General features: G+C 42.2%; 12 protein-coding genes. 6 read left to right on the top strand and 6 right to left on the bottom strand.

What is annotated here, in order from left to right; genetic code table 11:
• Window positions 1–21: 21 nt before the first annotated feature.
• Both HUS61_RS11335 and HUS61_RS11330 read left to right on the top strand, forming a co-directional pair.
• Window positions 22–1092: a capsular biosynthesis protein gene (locus tag HUS61_RS11335; RefSeq protein WP_258535989.1), complete on the top strand. Its 1071-nt coding sequence runs from the start codon at window positions 22–24 to the stop codon at window positions 1090–1092.
• The gene (locus tag HUS61_RS11330) at window positions 1092–1931 is read left to right on the top strand and encodes a sulfurtransferase (RefSeq protein WP_175082476.1); all 840 of its coding nucleotides are present in this window, start codon (window positions 1092–1094) and stop codon (window positions 1929–1931) included. Before HUS61_RS11335 ends, HUS61_RS11330 begins: the two co-directional genes overlap by 1 nt.
• Here HUS61_RS11330 and HUS61_RS11325 read toward each other — a convergent pair.
• From HUS61_RS11325 to HUS61_RS11315, 3 genes are all read right to left on the bottom strand, one after another.
• Window positions 1906–3444: a sulfotransferase gene (locus tag HUS61_RS11325; protein ID WP_175082475.1), complete on the bottom strand. Its 1539-nt coding sequence runs from the start codon at window positions 3442–3444 to the stop codon at window positions 1906–1908. The two genes, HUS61_RS11330 and HUS61_RS11325, sit on opposite strands and share 26 nt — an antisense overlap.
• Before the next feature lie 248 nt (window positions 3445–3692).
• Entirely contained in the window at window positions 3693–6125 is a 2433-nt protein-coding gene (locus HUS61_RS11320; protein ID WP_175082474.1) for a TonB-dependent receptor, read from the bottom strand.
• A 181-nt stretch (window positions 6126–6306) separates the two neighbouring features.
• Window positions 6307–6663, bottom strand: a complete 357-nt coding sequence (locus tag HUS61_RS11315) for a DUF5522 domain-containing protein (RefSeq protein WP_175082473.1) — start codon at window positions 6661–6663, stop codon at window positions 6307–6309.
• 43 nt (window positions 6664–6706) lie between these two features.
• On the opposite strand from HUS61_RS11315, the gene HUS61_RS11310 reads away from it, so the two are divergent.
• Window positions 6707–7030, top strand: a complete 324-nt coding sequence (locus tag HUS61_RS11310; protein ID WP_175082472.1) for a hypothetical protein — start codon at window positions 6707–6709, stop codon at window positions 7028–7030.
• 40 nt (window positions 7031–7070) lie between these two features.
• On the opposite strand, the gene HUS61_RS11305 is transcribed toward HUS61_RS11310, so the two are convergent.
• Complete coding sequence (locus HUS61_RS11305) at window positions 7071–8039, bottom strand: class 1 fructose-bisphosphatase (protein WP_054561004.1); 969 nt, start codon at window positions 8037–8039, stop codon at window positions 7071–7073.
• A gap of 160 nt (window positions 8040–8199) precedes the next feature.
• Here HUS61_RS11305 and HUS61_RS11300 point away from each other — a divergent pair, with 160 nt between their 5' ends.
• Complete coding sequence (locus HUS61_RS11300; protein ID WP_175082471.1) at window positions 8200–10629, top strand: zinc-dependent metalloprotease; 2430 nt, start codon at window positions 8200–8202, stop codon at window positions 10627–10629.
• A 104-nt stretch (window positions 10630–10733) separates the two neighbouring features.
• On the top strand, window positions 10734–11516 hold the full coding sequence (locus tag HUS61_RS11295) for a YggN family protein (RefSeq protein WP_175082470.1): 783 nt from the start codon (window positions 10734–10736) through the stop codon (window positions 11514–11516).
• Window positions 11517–11578: 62 nt separating this feature from the next.
• On the opposite strand, the gene HUS61_RS11290 is transcribed toward HUS61_RS11295, so the two are convergent.
• Complete coding sequence (locus tag HUS61_RS11290; RefSeq protein WP_175078512.1) at window positions 11579–13153, bottom strand: methyl-accepting chemotaxis protein; 1575 nt, start codon at window positions 13151–13153, stop codon at window positions 11579–11581.
• Window positions 13154–13307: 154 nt separating this feature from the next.
• A complete protein-coding gene (rsuA, locus tag HUS61_RS11285) occupies window positions 13308–14006 on the bottom strand; it encodes a 16S rRNA pseudouridine(516) synthase RsuA (RefSeq protein ID WP_175082469.1) in 699 nt (232 codons plus the stop codon).
• 58 nt (window positions 14007–14064) lie between these two features.
• Here rsuA and zapE point away from each other — a divergent pair, with 58 nt between their 5' ends.
• On the top strand, window positions 14065–15177 hold the full coding sequence (gene zapE, locus HUS61_RS11280; RefSeq protein ID WP_175082468.1) for a cell division protein ZapE: 1113 nt from the start codon (window positions 14065–14067) through the stop codon (window positions 15175–15177).
• Window positions 15178–15191 lie beyond the last annotated feature (14 nt).

Raw genomic sequence — 15191 nt, 5'->3', positions numbered from 1 at the left:
ATAAAGAGTAAAGTGCACTGTATGGGCTTACCTAGATTTACTGCTTTAAAGTATTTTAGCAAGGCGATAGAAGTTGATTTTAGTAAAATAATTTCGGAGCAACTATTACGTAAACAAGCGCGTAATGGTTTGTGGCATAACCCGCTAATAATCAAAAGTTACTCTGCTTTGATGCTGTTGGTGGAGCGGTGTCGGTTCGCTAAGTATTATGATTTATTGCAGTCTGAATCCCCACAAGCTTTAGTCATTTGGAATGGTAATAAATTGCCTAATGTTACTGTTTGTATGGCAGCTAAGGCATTAGGAGTGACCACCTATTTCTATGAAAATGGGTTATTGCCTGGAACAACAAGCTTAGATCCTAAAGGTATTAACTTTGCGGCTTCTGTTCCGCGAGATAGTCAATTCTATTTAAACTTTGATCCGCAGCGGAAGTTGCCATTTTCTGCACCTGATTTAATTCCAAGAGCGAATCATAAAAAGCGCTGTAAGTTTGACGCAATTGAGTTACCAAAAAAGTACTTATTTGTACCATTTCAAGTTCCACACGATACTCAAATAGCGTGTTACTCTCCATGGCTTAAGTCAATGGAAGAGTATCACGATGCTGTTGTTTCGGCTGTAAAACAGTTAAATGATCCAGAACTTAAAGTCGTTTTTAAAGAGCACCCTTCATGGCATAAGCACTATGAACACTTGTACGATAAAAATGATGTTGCCGTTTTTGCCAACGGAAATTGTACTCGAGAGCTTATCAATGGCGCTGAAGCTGTGATCACTATTAACTCGACCGTTGGCTTAGAATCTTTATTACTTGATAAAAAAGTGATTACCTTAGGGCTTGCTTGTTACAACATTGATGAGCTTGTACTTCACGCGAGTGATCAAGCGACTTTGATTAAGTGCTTAGAAAAACTACAAAATGGCTGGCAGTCTAACAGTAATCTGAGAGATAAGTTTTTTACCTACTTAAAGCATGTGTATTGCTTGCCTGGTGTTTGGAAAGAATGTACAACTGAGCATGTTGAAGCAGTCGAAAAACGCTTAACTCAACAAGATACATTTGCACAGCTATCGCAAAAGGAAAGCTAATGAAGAACATCGTCTCGCCAGAATGGTTAAACGAGCATTTAAGCCACGATAACTTGATTATATTTGATGCAGGAATGGTGCGCCCTGGTTTACCAGGGGAGTATGTACCTAAGGCTATGCTCCCTAATGCACAGCGTTTTGATTTTAAAAAAACGCTAGCAGATAACAGTAATCCTGTACCAAGTATGATGTGTAGTAGCGAGCAGTTTGAAGAGCATATGCAGTTTGCTGGTGTTAACCAAGACTCTCTAGTTGTGATTTATGAAGACCAAGGTTTGTTCAGTTCTGCCCGTGCGTGGTGGATGTTTAAAGCCATGGGCTTTGATAATGTAAAAGTGTTAAGCGGTGGTTTGGCTAAGTGGCAAGCTCTTGGCTTTGCAACACAAGCACTTTATTCAGCGGCTTCTGGTCAAGGCAACTTTGTTGCCAGCCCGCGTGTTGATTACTTCATCAGTGCTGAGCAAGTACTTAACTCACTTGATGAACAAAGCACACTAACACTCGATGCTCGTCCTTATGAGCGCTTTACCGGTGAACACGAAGAGCCGCGTGAAGGTATGCGCAGTGGTCATATTCCAAATAGTCGCAGTTTATCTCTTGCAACAGTGCTAAATAACGGTGAGCTTAAATCGCTTAGCGAGTTGCAGGCATTATTTGAACAACACATAGCGCCGCATCACACCCAGTTGCAGTTTAGCTGTGGTTCAGGTGTAACCGCTTGTGCAATTGCATTGTGTGCCGATGAATGCGGTTACGCTAACTTACGTGTTTACGATGGCTCATGGAGTGAGTGGGGCGCTCGTCACGACTTACCTATTGAAACAGGTCCGCACCAATAAACTCAGCGTAATTTTGCCAGCTGCCGATACTGTTTTTATTCAGTGGCTGGCGAATTTGCTTTTTACTCGCCGTGGCTGATGCTGCATTGTTTTTATAAAAAGTCAGGCTGTTTTCCTGCCAGCTTAAATCACAAAACGCATAGAGCTTTTGAGTTTGTAGGGTAGGCTCTGCCACCAATTGCTCATAGCTTTGCAAAAAAACGTTTTCAGGATACTTGTTGGCAAAATGACTGACTAATGCCGAGTAATCTTGATGGAACGAGGTAATATCTTCAAGTGTAAAACTGTAGTGATGGAACACACTTTGCGGGCTATACATCTGCCTAAAATTGGCAATGCTGCAATCTTGCCAGTCCCGCTGCATACAAACGATTTTAGCATTAGGAAAAGCCGCTAAAATAAAATCAATATAGTAAAAGTTAAATGGCTGTTTATCACAACTTCTTTGGCCACCACTTAGCAACTGGGCTCTTTGTTGATAGCTAGTCAGTGCTGTCTTTATCGCCTCAGATTCATATGCCTTATTGAGCATTTCGCTGTCAATCACACGCGCTGATTGCGTGGCGTGTTGTATCAATTGCGCAATATCATTTAATTCCCCAATGCCTCGTAGCTTTGAACTTTGATTAAGGATTTTCTCAACTAAGGTTGTACCAGAGCGGGGCATGCCAACGACAAAAACTGGCGAGAACTCAGAGTCACTACTTTTAATTGCTTGCTGTTTGCTCTGGGTAATCAGTTTTTGACAAAAGTGGCGATGCTGTGTGGCTTGATAATTAAGTTTACCGGCTATCGCTTGCTTACTTTGTGCAAAGTATTTAAATGCATTTTTGTAGTCATTGAGGTGCTCATAATTAAGAGCAAGACTATGAAAATACACTTGTTGGTCAATAATGCTTTTTTCTCTATCCGCCAAGGCTTGTAGTTTTTGAATATGTAGCTCTGCATTTATAACAGTATTGAGTTCAGCCTGCGAATAGTGGGCTTGATAGAAACTAGCTTGCTTTGTGGTTAGTTGCTGTAACAAGCTTTTAGCTTCATCGAACAGTCCGTGAATTTTATAACACACCGCCAAATTATAGCTAATTTGTGGGTTATCTTTATTGCGTTGGTAGGCTGCTTTTTGAAAGCTAAGGGCGTCGTCATAATGCCCTAAACGGGTCGCAATATTGGCTAATGTATCAAAATCAGCGGCACCAAAGTCAGCTGTTTGTAGAGCGCTTTGATAATGCACAGCCGCATTACTTACTTTGCCTAACAGTACGTATAACTTGGCAATTGCTAAATAATAAATCGCAAAAGGGGCTAGGATTAGCGCTTTCTCAAGCAGCTTAATCGCTTTGTTGATATCGCCAGCTGCGGTGTTGACTTCGCTGAGTAAAAAGTAACATACGTGGTCTTCAGGATTTTGTTTTAGCCGCTGCACAAGTAGGTGATGTGCATCGTTTAGTTGTTTGTTGCTTAACAACTGTTGGATATGAGCGCGAAGCGCTTGTTGGGTATCATTTAGCATAAGCGCATAGTATACCAATTCACCAGAATACTTAATTTTATACCAATCCGCAATAATACTTAATCATTTTGAGGGATTAAACCTGTCGCTAGCTGCGTTAAAAATTTCTGATTTAGAACAACTAAATAACAAAATTTTTGCCTTGCTATCAACGAGGTTTTCTTGCCTCAAAATAGACCACTTAATTAAGCGAATTGGTATTAAAAAGCCCTGCCTGAAGGTGGCAAGGCTTTTATAGGTATGTTTAATTACAGCTCAAAGTTGTAGCTAAACTTCATACCGATGGTACGAGGCGCGGTGGTGTAGTGACCATAAACACGCTGTAGCTCAGGTAGCTCTTTGTTAAGCTCAGCATATTGCGACATACCAGCCCAAGACTTATCACGACGTACAGAAGTGAATGCATATTTATCGAATAAGTTGTCTACGTAAAGCGTTGCAGACCACATATCGCCAGTAATTTTGGCAGATAAGTTACTTAGTGCATAACCTGGTAATACTTCGCCGTCTGCTTTTAAGCCTACTTTGGTGATTACATCACTTTGCGCTGTGATACCGTAGTTTACGCTTAATAACTTATCACCTAAGACATCTTGCTCGTAACGAAGACCAAACGAGAATTGATGCTCAGGAGCACCTGGTAAACGGTCGCCTTTAGCACCATCATAGTAGCTTTGGTACTGCGCTAAGTCATCGCCTAACACGCCAAATAAGTACGGCGCATCTTCGGTCAATTCAGCCTTTGCATACGCGTATGTCGCATATGCAGCCCAGTTGTCACCAATCATTGCACGAGTAGAAAGCTCAACACCTTTTGAATTAGCAGAGCCTGCGTTCGAGGTAATTAGCTCTTGGCCATTTACTGTGCTGCTACCTACTTGCGCATCTTTCCAATCAACATTAAATAGCGCTGCATTGAAGTGTAGGCGGTTACGTAACCATGATGACTTAAAGCCTAGCTCGTAGTTGACCGTTGTATCTGGTTTGTAATCTTCTTCGTTTGGCAGGGCACAAACTATTTGTTGCTCAGGTAATACATCAGGGCAAGGAGCAATACCGTTACCACCACCAATACGGAAACCTTCACTCACAGTAAAGTAAGCAAGAATACCGTTATCAAATGTGTAATTAGCATTAAACTTAAATAAGTTACCGCTATCGCTGGCACTAACCGTTTCCATATCTAGATTAGCAAGAGAATCAAAATCCCCTGAGTAAAGCGGTGTAGCAGAACCTGATGTTGTAGAAACATCGTATTCGTAAAAACGTGCACCTAGAGTTACATCAAGCTGATCTGTAATGCTGTAGCCGATTTCACCAAAAAGTGCTTTTTCAGTGGTTTCGCTATCTGAAATTAGAATGTACTCAAGGTCTTGTTCAACATTAGGGATACCGCCACCCCAATATTCAGTCAGACCTGGCGTGTACTCACGGTCATCTGAGTGACTTTCTAATTTGTTATAGAAGCCACCTACGATCCAGTTAAAAGCGCTACTACTATTTGAAACTAAACGAAGTTCTTGCGTGAAGGTATCGCGCTCAGAGGTGTCGTGTGTGTAGCCAACGAATGAAGGGAAGTCGGCATAGCCTGACCAAATATCGTAAAGTAGATCAGTTTGATCGCGCTGACCAGATTGCTCATAGCTAGACCAACCTGATGCAGATACCAACTCAGCAAAACCAAGATCCGCTTTAATCTCTAAGCTTAATAAATCGTTTTCTTCTTCGCCTGGCTCAAGTACACGGGCAACGTTTTCGTACTTTCCTGGGATACCTTGTAGCGCACTGCTATCAGCAAGTGAGCCGTATTGCGATGTTGAGTTACCGCCATTTTCTTGTTTTTGATAGAAGTAGTTAAGCGTTGCATCTACATCTTCGGTTGCAAGCCAACGCAGTGATAAACGTGCTGTGGTGATTTGCTCATCGTTAACATCGCTTACGCTTTTTAAGTTGGCATTTACATCGCTGCTGTCAGAAAAGTCAGGATTCGGATTTGATACACCTGGCTCTTGAACCACGTGGGTGTAGTCAATGTAACCCGGGTTATCGTAATAATTTAAGCTGGCACGCAATGCGAGCTTTTCTTCAATTAGCGGCGTGTTGAATACCACGCCAAACTCACCGCCTGTGCCGTCACTTTCGTTAATGCTAAATACATCACCTGTTACCTGACCTTCTGTTAAATCTAGATCGGGTTGCTTAAGCAAATAACGGATCGCACCGCCTAAAGTCCCTGCGCCATAAAGTGTACCTTGTGGGCCAATTAGCACTTCAACACGGTCAACATCAGTTAAACGTAAGTCGATGCTAAGTGGAATTTCACCAACATAAGTGGCCACTGTGCCACTATCAGAAATACGGTCAGAGGTATTAGTGTTTAAACCACGAACGATGATCGGAGAACCTTCACGGCCACCTTGATCAGAAATTGTTAAGCCAGGTACCCAGCGCGCGACATCTTCAAGATCACCAATGTTTTGATCGCTAATTACATCGCCGTTTAGCGCTGTAATGTTCAGTGGCGCATCTTGCACTGAGCCTGCACGTCGTGTTGCAGTGATTTGAATAGTTTCAATTGATTTATCAACTTCGATAGCATCTTCAGCTGCAAACGCCATATTGCTATTGAATAAAACCGCAGAAATTGCACTTGCAAGTAGAGCAGGCTTAAAGGTGTTCATGATTGATTCCGATTTAGTTACAGTAAATTTATGCTTAAAAAATAGACGTTATTAATAGTTTAAGCTTAAAAATGATTAATTTAGTGAATTTATATCCAATTATAATGTATTTTTATTCTTTTCGTCCATGCAATATTTGCAATTAAATGCAAACTAATTGAATAAATACTCTACTTGGATGTTAGTTATCGGAATAAGGACAGTGAGTGCAGCCATTACTGCAGCAATGGCCGCGTTTTAAAAAGAACCAGCGGCTAAATACCATGTAATTGTTTTGCATGGTGTAATCAAGATTTTCTATTAAATTTCCTTGAGAAAAATAAGGCTTAGCAAAGGCAAGCTGCTGTTCAAGAGGCTGTTGGTAAAGTTTAGATAAAAATGAATTTATCTTTTTTATAGTACAGTCTCGGCATAAACACTCTGTTGCTGCCTCATCGAGTGGTAAAATGTTGGGCAGCTCATTACACCAACAGGCATTAATATTGTCGGCTTGGCAGTTAAGCGTTGCTTTGCATTGTGAGCAAGTAAGGGTTGTCATTAAATAAAAAGATGCTTTGAGATTGAAAAGGTAAGCATAGCAAATGGATAAATTAGACGCATTAGATGAGTTTGCCCGCTTTGGTGATAACCGATTTGAGGCAATCTCAGTAATTACCAGTACTCCAGACACGCAAGGTGGTATCTATACTCTGACGCAAGATGTTTTCTGCCAGGTTTTACAGCGTGTTATAGACGGCGAAATAGATATCGATGAATTAGAACTTTGGGCAAACGTAGTAGAGTCTAGGCAAGACATCGACGAAAGTGCCGTTGAAGGGGCTATTTATGCGCTAAGTAATAACGAGCAAATGGGTGAGTTGAGTAAAAGTACGCTAAAGAAGTTATTAGCAGTGACTTTAGGCTGAAAGAATTTTATACCTTTCAGCCTAAAGCATTTACTGCTTGCTATTTATGGTAGCTTAAGCAGGTTTCCACTTCGTTCTTCGAACCTAAGATCACCGCCACACGTTGGTGAATAGCATCAGGTTGAATGTCCATGATGCGCTCAGTGCCTGTTGAGGCAATACCGCCAGCTTGTTCGATTAACATTGCCATTGGGTTTGCTTCGTATAATAAACGTAATTTGTTAGGTTTATTTGGATCTTTCGTGTCGGTTGGGTAAGTAAAAATACCACCACGGCATAATACACGGTGCACATCACCTACCATTGCAGCAATCCAGCGCATGTTAAAGTTACGACCACGCGGTCCAGTATCACCAGCAATTAAGTCATTGATGTAATTTTGCATTGCTGGTTGCCAATGGCGTTGGTTTGAAGCATTGATTGCAAATTCGCTAGTCTCTTCAGGTACGGTTGCAAAATCTTGCGTTAATAAGAAGGTACCGTGCGTTTTATCTAAGGTGAAAAAGCGTGTGCCTTTGCCAGTTGTTAACGCCAGCACGGTTGATGGGCCATATAGTACATAACCCGCTGCAACTTGGTTTTTACCCGGCTGCATAAAAATACTAGGATCAGCCGGATCAGCCCCTTCAGGCGCCGCCATAATTGAGAAAATCGTACCAACGAGTGAGTTGATATCAGTATTTGATGAGCCATCAAGTGGGTCGAATGCAACAATGTAGTTGGCATCTGGATTACCCGCAACGGTGAAGTCTTCTTCTTCAGAGGCAATAGCTTTTACGTAGCCCGATTCTAATAAAATATCCTTTAAAAGTTGGTTAGTTAGAACATCGAGTTTTTTCTGAGTTTCACCCTGAATGTTTTCGTCTAGGGTTGAGCCTAATACGCCAGATAGGGCGCCTTGACCAACACGAAATGAAATTTCTTTACATGCCGCAAGTACCGTTCTGATCAATGAGATCAGTTCACGAGGGCAACCATCTTCTAACAATACCGGTGGGAGTCTACGCATTCTATTTTCCTGATAACGTTGTAGCCAGACATTTTTAGTGTGAGAGAGAATGTCTTAGCAAGCGCTGAATTTCGTCTTAAATAGCTGATTTTTCTTGGCGGTACTTTATACTGCTTAATACCTATACAGTATTTAAAACGCGAATAACAAAGATAAGATTATGCAAAAAATACCATTACTACGATATCTGCTCTTAGCTGTGCTACTTACTATGATAACTCAAGCACACGCAGCAATTAAGTCTATAAATGATTTTACTGAAAAAATGACTCATTTTTCAGGCTATTTTTCATTTTACTACGACACAGAAAACGGCAAATTGTATCTTGAGGTGGATAAACTCGAGCAACAATTTTTATTACAACAAAGCTTACCTTACGGTGTTGGTTCAAATGATATTGGCTTAGATCGCGGTCAGTTAGGCGATACTCACTTAGTTCAATTTGAGCGTTTTGGCGATAAGGTGATGCTAAGAGCTATTAATACTTATTACCGAGCTAATACTAATAACCTTGCGGAACAACAAAGTATTAAAGAGGCGTTCGCATCAAGTATTTTAGCGGGCTTTAATGTTGTAGCTCAGTCAGACACTGCTGTACTTGTGGATTACACCCCTTATTTATTAAGCGATGTTCATGGTGTAAGCCGTCGTTTATCAGCAACCGGGCAGGGAAGTTTTAATTTAGATAGCAACCGCAGCGCGGTTTATTTAGCACGTTCAAAAGCATTTGAAAAAAATACTGAATTAGAAGCCGTGCTTACTTTTCAAGGTAATAACCCAGGTAAGTATTTACGCCAAGTGAGCGCAGACCCTTATGCACTGACAGTACATATGCATCACTCATTAATTGAGTTACCGGACGATAACTACACCCCTCGCAAATTCCACCCTCAAGCAGGTTTTTGGAGCATTGAGCACAAAGATTATGCGGCAGCGCTGGGTGAGTCTATGTATGTGCGTTACATTCCACGTCATCGTTTAGCGAAAAAAGATCCGAGCCTGCCAATCAGCGAGCCCGTTGAGCCGATTGTTTATTACTTAGATCCGGGCGTACCAGAGCCAGTTAAAACAGCGTTACTTGATGGTGCTAAATGGTGGAATGATGCCTTTAATGCAGCAGGTTATAAGAACGCATTTATCGTTAAAGTGCTCCCTGATGATGCCGACCCTATGGATATACGCTACAACGTAATTCAATGGGTGCACCGTGCAACCCGAGGTTGGTCGTATGGCAGCTCAGTGATTGACCCTCGAACAGGCGAAATCATCAAAGGTCATGTGACACTGGGTTCACTGCGTGTTCGTCAAGACATCCTAATTGCAGAAGCATTAGCAGCTCCCTATTTTGAAGGCAATGAAGTGGCTAAGCGTTTACAAGCCATGGCGCTTGATCGTATTCGTCAATTAAGCGCTCATGAAGTAGGGCATACTTTAGGTATTTCGCATAACTTTGCAGCGTCAGTGGCAGACAGAGCCTCTGTGATGGATTATCCACATCCACTACTGAGCTTCAATGAGCAAGGTAAATTAGATGTAAGTCGTGGCTATGCTGCAGGCATGGGCGTATGGGATACCCAAGTGGTTAAATACGGTTATAGCGATTTCACTAATCAAGATGAAGCACAGCAATTGGCCGCAATTTTAGCTGAAAACAAAAGCAAAGGGCTGGAATTTATTTCAGACAGTGATGCCCGCGCTCAAGGTGGTGCTCATCCAACAGGGCATTTATGGGATAACGGCAGTTCACCAAGTGATGAGCTAATGCGTGTACTTGATGTTCGTAAACAAGCGCTGACGAGCTTTGGTATCGAAAACATCAAAACAGGCACTGCTTTATCGCAATTAGAAGAAATGCTGGTGCCACTTTATTTGTTCCATCGCTATCAAGTAGAAGCTGCGGTTAAACTAATTGCTGGTGTGAATTACGAGTACGAAGTACGTGACGGCTCGCAACCAAAAGGGGCACAGGTTGTGGCAAAGCAAACGCAACAAGCAGCAGTAGATGCACTCCTTGCAACGTTAAAAGCCGAAAACCTTGTTTTACCTGAGTCAGTATTAGCGCTTATTCCACCAAAAGCGTATGGTGAATCTAAATCACGCGAAAGTATTGTTGGTCGCACAGGACTAACGCTTGATGCGATGGCGCTGCCTGAGGTTGCTGCAGCACATAGCTTGAGCCTACTTTTTAATAGCCAACGCATTAACCGTTTAGCGCAGCAGCAAGCACGAAGCGATGCGTTTTATGGTTTAGATGCGCTATTAGCACAAACTTATCAGCAAGTTTTTGAGCAAAAAATTGCTTCAGGGATGGCAGGTAAAATTAGCCAACGTGTGCAGCTTTTAACGGCGAAACAGTTTGCCGATTTAGTGGCAAGCAATGAGGTGGCACCCGAAGTACAAGCACAGCTTCGTTACTACTTAGCTAAACTTGCAAAGAGTTACCAGCAAGAATCAATGCTAGGCAGTGCATCCGTTGGTAATAGTGCATTTAAGCAATACTTAAGCGAACAAATCAGCTTGTTTTTAGAAAACGGTGAATGGCCTGCAAACTTTAAAGTGTTGCCAATGCCACCTGGCTCACCAATTTAATCCACTTTCTTTTAAGACGCCTAGCATAGCTAGGCGTTTTACTTGCATAAAATTGGATATTTGCTAATCTAGCGGCCTTCCTTTTTTGTCTTTTTGAGGTGTATATGGCGTTCTTTTCTCGCTCGTTGTTAGCAGCGGCCATTACATTCTCTAGCTTTTCCACTTACGCAACCCTAGAAAAAAAGCAATGCGATGTAGAGCTAAGCCATGGCTTAATCATCACCGATGATGTCATTCGTATTGTTGATAAAGGTCAAACTCGCGTACAGATCAATAACGATAACCAATTGTTTATAAGAGGCTACTGGGTTGATTTAAGCCCAGATGAAAGCAAAGTTGTGGAGCAGTTCAGCCGCGGTATCAGGCAAACAGTCCCTGAACTTGTTGACCTAGCGACCGATGGTGTAAACCTTGGCTTAAGTGCCATCGAGCAAGTTGTTGAGGGCATGTCAGACAAAGAGCCCGAAGTACTAAAAACTCAGCTGCAATATGTTGAGCGTGCGCTGATGGATAAATTTAAGCGTGGTGATGACTTTTTCTTTATTGCTCCGCAGTCGCTGTCGAAAATCGATGACTTTTTTACCAAAGAAATCAGCCAAAAAATTCACTCTGCAGTGCATGGCTCACTTGGCGCTATTTTAGTCTCGTTAGGCGATGCTTTTAAATCGCGCGAAGGTAACATCGAAGACCGTATCAATGATATGGGGCAGCGTATGGATATCATCTCAAAAGAAATTGATAAATCACTACAAAAGAAAGCAGAGCAATTAGAAATGAAAGCCTCTGAGTATTGTGAGTGTTTGAACTCATTAGATGTCACCGAATCACGACTACAACAAATGGTGCCTGGTATGGCCGATTTTGATTTGGTACAAATAAAGTCTTAATACGAACTTAAAACGAAAAAGCCCAGCAGTTGCTGGGCTTTTTCGTTTTTAGTTGATTTAAATTAACTGAATTTAGCGGTTTCAGTTTCTAAATTGCTTGTAAGACCTTTGATCAAATCGGTTGCTGTATGAGCCTGGTTTGATACAACAGCCGTTTGTGAAGCGGTGTCTGAGATAGTTACGATGCGTTTGGCAGTGTCTTCACCTGCATCAAGTTGCTCTTTCGCAGCAATGGCTATCTGATGGCTCATTTGTGCAATTGCGCTGAGTGAGCTGGCAACGCGTTTTAGCTCTTCATTGGCTTTAGTCGACTTTTCAACGGTTTGTTCACTGGTACTAATACTAAGCGAAACAGATGATTTGGCATCTTGGGTTGCAGCTTGTAGTTTGCCAATCATATTGCGGATTTCTTCAGTACTGGTTTGTGTGCGCTGAGCAAGCCCGCGAACTTCATCAGCAACAACAGCAAAGCCTCGTCCTTGTTCACCTGCACGGGCAGCTTCTATCGCTGCGTTAAGCGCAAGTAAGTTAGTTTGTTCGGCAATACCTTGAATAACACTCAGCACATTTGCGATGTTATTTACCTCATCATCAAGCACTTGAATATTATTACCAGCGCTGTCAATTTGCTGCTCTAAAAGCGCGATGGTATCAGCAGCCTCGCTGGTTAAGTGGCTGGCACTTTGACCTTGTTGCTCAGCTTCTTGCACTGAGTAAGCTGCTTGTTCAGCATGTTCTACAACGGTTTGCGCTGAGGCTGTTAACTCGGTAATAGCTGAAGCAACCATTTGAGTTTCTTCGTTTAGGCTACGAGTCAGTTTGTCGAGTTCAACAGAGCGAGATTCGTTATCAACACTTTGATTTTTTAAGCTATCTGTAACCCCTTTGATACCGCCAACAACGCCACGTAACCCTTGCTGCATATAATGCATGGCAGCAATAATGCTCTCAGGTGGGGCATCTTGGCGAATATGTGAGTTTAAGTTGCCACGAGAGACGTTTTTTACAATACCGATTACTTCATCAATTTCGCCGCCTAAGGCATTAGTGAGCGATGAGCCAAAGCGAGCAATAGCAAAGGTCAGTGCAATGGCAATAAGCATAGATAAGCCCAGCAACCACTTTGCAGTATTCCAATAACGTTCATCAACTTCTTTGGCACTAATGCCTGTACCAACATACCAGCCAAACAGCGGTGTTTTTTGTACTACAGAGGTTAAATCAACGGTTTCACCATCTCGCACTGAATCCCAGTGATAGGTGATGATTTTATTGGTCGTGTTACCCACGAGATTTTCGACCATACGGCCAATACTGTTGCCGCTGGCATCTTTAAAATCGTTAAAGCTGGTACCGTGTAGTTCTGGGTCGTGCGGAGTGGCGACAAAATCTAAGTTGTTGTCGACGACGTAGACATATTCTGAGTCGTGGTATTTATTTTCTCGAAGCACCTGAATAGCAAGCTTCTTTGCTTGTGCTTCTTCGAGTTGATTGCTTTTAACCATCAACTCAAATTGCTCAACAATATTGGTGGTGCTCTTCATGAGCTGGTTGATACGCGCGATGTTGTCGCTTTCGCTGGCATGGCGTAAAGATTGTAAGCCAAGTAACGCTATCGCAGATAACGCAATAAACATAGCGATAGCAAATAAGGTGATTTTTGTTTTTAAAGCTAGTCCTGATAACACAGTCAGCCTCCTTTATTATTTCCCCTGTTAACTTTTACCACGTTTGTCTGGTTTTATTAAGGAAAAATGACAGCGTTATCATGACTTTTGCTCAAGTACCTATTTAGAGCTTCAGTTCGGCTTCTGTAAGGGCACGATATTCACCGCTTGCAAGGCTTTCATCGAGGGTGATGCCAGCTATTTTTTCACGATGTAATTCAACAACTTTATTACCTACAGCCGCAAGCATTCGCTTAACTTGATGGTATTTACCTTCGCAAATTGAAAGGCGTAAGCTGTAGCTTGCAAGTTTTTCAACAACCGCAGGGCGAGTTAGCTCTTTTTCGTTGTGCAATTGCACCCCTTGCTCTAACGCTGCAATGGCTTCTTCATCAATAGGTTCTTGAGTTTCAACTAAATACGTTTTGAATTTGTTATGCTTTGGTGCAGTAATTTTGTGTGACCAGTCGCCGTCATTAGTGATGATCACTAATCCTGTGGTATCGATATCTAAACGGCCTGCAACATGAAAGTCGCTCATATTTGGTTCATCAAGTAAATCAAATACAGTCGGGTGAAGGTCATCTTTATTGGCACATACATAGCCAGCAGGCTTATGGAGCATGAAGTAGCGCTTACCTAAAAACACCAGTGGCTCGCTTTGCCAGCGCACGTCATCATCTTGGCTGATTGAATAATCAAATGAGGTGATCACCTCGCCGTTAACAGTGGCGTATTTACGTTTGATACCTGCTTTGGTTTTGCTGCGAGGTAACTCGGCAATATGGCTAATAAATTTATCTAAACGGCATGGAAATTTCATTGGGATCACATTTTTAGTCGGCTACAATGGCGGCGAGTATAGCGGATACTAGTTACCTATGACAGTACAGCAAGGACAAATATTACAGCATTACCAAGCGCAAATAGCCAAAGGTGATTTGCAAGAAGACCGTGCCCAGCGCACAGCGATTAATGCTCTCGATAATTTAGCCACAGAATTAGCTGCACCAAGCCATTGGTGGCAAAGCGCTAAGCCAATAAAAGGAGTTTATTTATATGGCCCAGTAGGGCGTGGTAAATCCATGTTAATGGACGTGTTTTTCAAGCTTGTTAATATTGACGCTAAGCAGCGTTTGCACTTTCATCATTTTATGAAGCAAGTGCATGAGCGTTTAACTCAGCTGCAAGGGCAGAAAAATCCGCTGACGGTGATTGCTAAAGAGTGGGCAGAGCACATTCGCTTGATTTGTTTTGATGAGTTTTTTGTTTCTGATATTGGTGATGCCATGATCTTGGGTGGCTTATTCAAAGCCTTGTTTGAGCAGCAAGTAGTGTTAGTGGCAACGTCAAACTGTCAACCGGAGCAGTTATATCGCAACGGTTTACAGCGAGCACGATTTTTACCCACTATCGATTTATTAAATGAGCATTGCCATGTTTTAAGTGTTGAAGGCGACACAGATCATCGCTTTCGCTTTGGCAAACAAACCGCACATTATTTTATTAATAACAAAGAGGCGCTAACAGAGCGCTTTTTAAAGCAAGAGCAAGTAATACAAAGGCAAACAACGATAGAGGTTTGCCACCGCGAGCTTAGCTGTGTAATGCAAGCTCAAGACGCCATTATGTTTGATTTTATGACGCTTTGCTCAGGACCTAGAAGCACCGCGGATTATATTTATTTGGCAGAGCGTTTTCAGCGTGTTTATTTACTCAATGTGCCGGTGATGGGGCGCGGAGCAACAGGTAAACAAATTGTGCATGGCATTGAAGATAGTTATCAGCGAGAAAAGCAGGATTTACAAGAACACTTTTTAGATGATGAAGCACGGCGCTTTATTGCTTTGGTTGATGAGTTTTATGATCGCAGCCGATTACTGGTGATTTCGGCCGAGGTGGGTATTAGCGATTTATATCAAGGCCAAAAACTGGCATTTGAGTATGCACGTACCGAGTCTCGATTAGTTGAGATGCAAAGCTGGAAAAGATAAAAGGCGCAATAAAA

This window comes from Pseudoalteromonas sp. 0802, assembly GCF_013350085.1.
Taxonomy (GTDB): Bacteria; Pseudomonadota; Gammaproteobacteria; order Enterobacterales; family Alteromonadaceae; genus Pseudoalteromonas.
This window is presented reverse-complemented; position numbering and strand designations above follow the sequence as displayed.

Coding starts and splice junctions, on each gene's coding strand:
- HUS61_RS11335 (WP_258535989.1), top strand. CDS start 22: ATGGGCTTACCTAGATTTACTGCTTTAAAGTATTTTAGCAAGGCGATA.
- HUS61_RS11330 (WP_175082476.1), top strand. CDS start 1,092: ATGAAGAACATCGTCTCGCCAGAATGGTTAAACGAGCATTTAAGCCAC.
- HUS61_RS11325 (WP_175082475.1), bottom strand. CDS start 3,444: ATGCTAAATGATACCCAACAAGCGCTTCGCGCTCATATCCAACAGTTG.
- HUS61_RS11320 (WP_175082474.1), bottom strand. CDS start 6,125: ATGAACACCTTTAAGCCTGCTCTACTTGCAAGTGCAATTTCTGCGGTT.
- HUS61_RS11315 (WP_175082473.1), bottom strand. CDS start 6,663: ATGACAACCCTTACTTGCTCACAATGCAAAGCAACGCTTAACTGCCAA.
- HUS61_RS11310 (WP_175082472.1), top strand. CDS start 6,707: ATGGATAAATTAGACGCATTAGATGAGTTTGCCCGCTTTGGTGATAAC.
- HUS61_RS11305 (WP_054561004.1), bottom strand. CDS start 8,039: ATGCGTAGACTCCCACCGGTATTGTTAGAAGATGGTTGCCCTCGTGAA.
- HUS61_RS11300 (WP_175082471.1), top strand. CDS start 8,200: ATGCAAAAAATACCATTACTACGATATCTGCTCTTAGCTGTGCTACTT.
- HUS61_RS11295 (WP_175082470.1), top strand. CDS start 10,734: ATGGCGTTCTTTTCTCGCTCGTTGTTAGCAGCGGCCATTACATTCTCT.
- HUS61_RS11290 (WP_175078512.1), bottom strand. CDS start 13,153: ATGTTTATTGCGTTATCTGCGATAGCGTTACTTGGCTTACAATCTTTA.
- rsuA (WP_175082469.1), bottom strand. CDS start 14,006: ATGAAATTTCCATGCCGTTTAGATAAATTTATTAGCCATATTGCCGAG.
- zapE (WP_175082468.1), top strand. CDS start 14,065: ATGACAGTACAGCAAGGACAAATATTACAGCATTACCAAGCGCAAATA.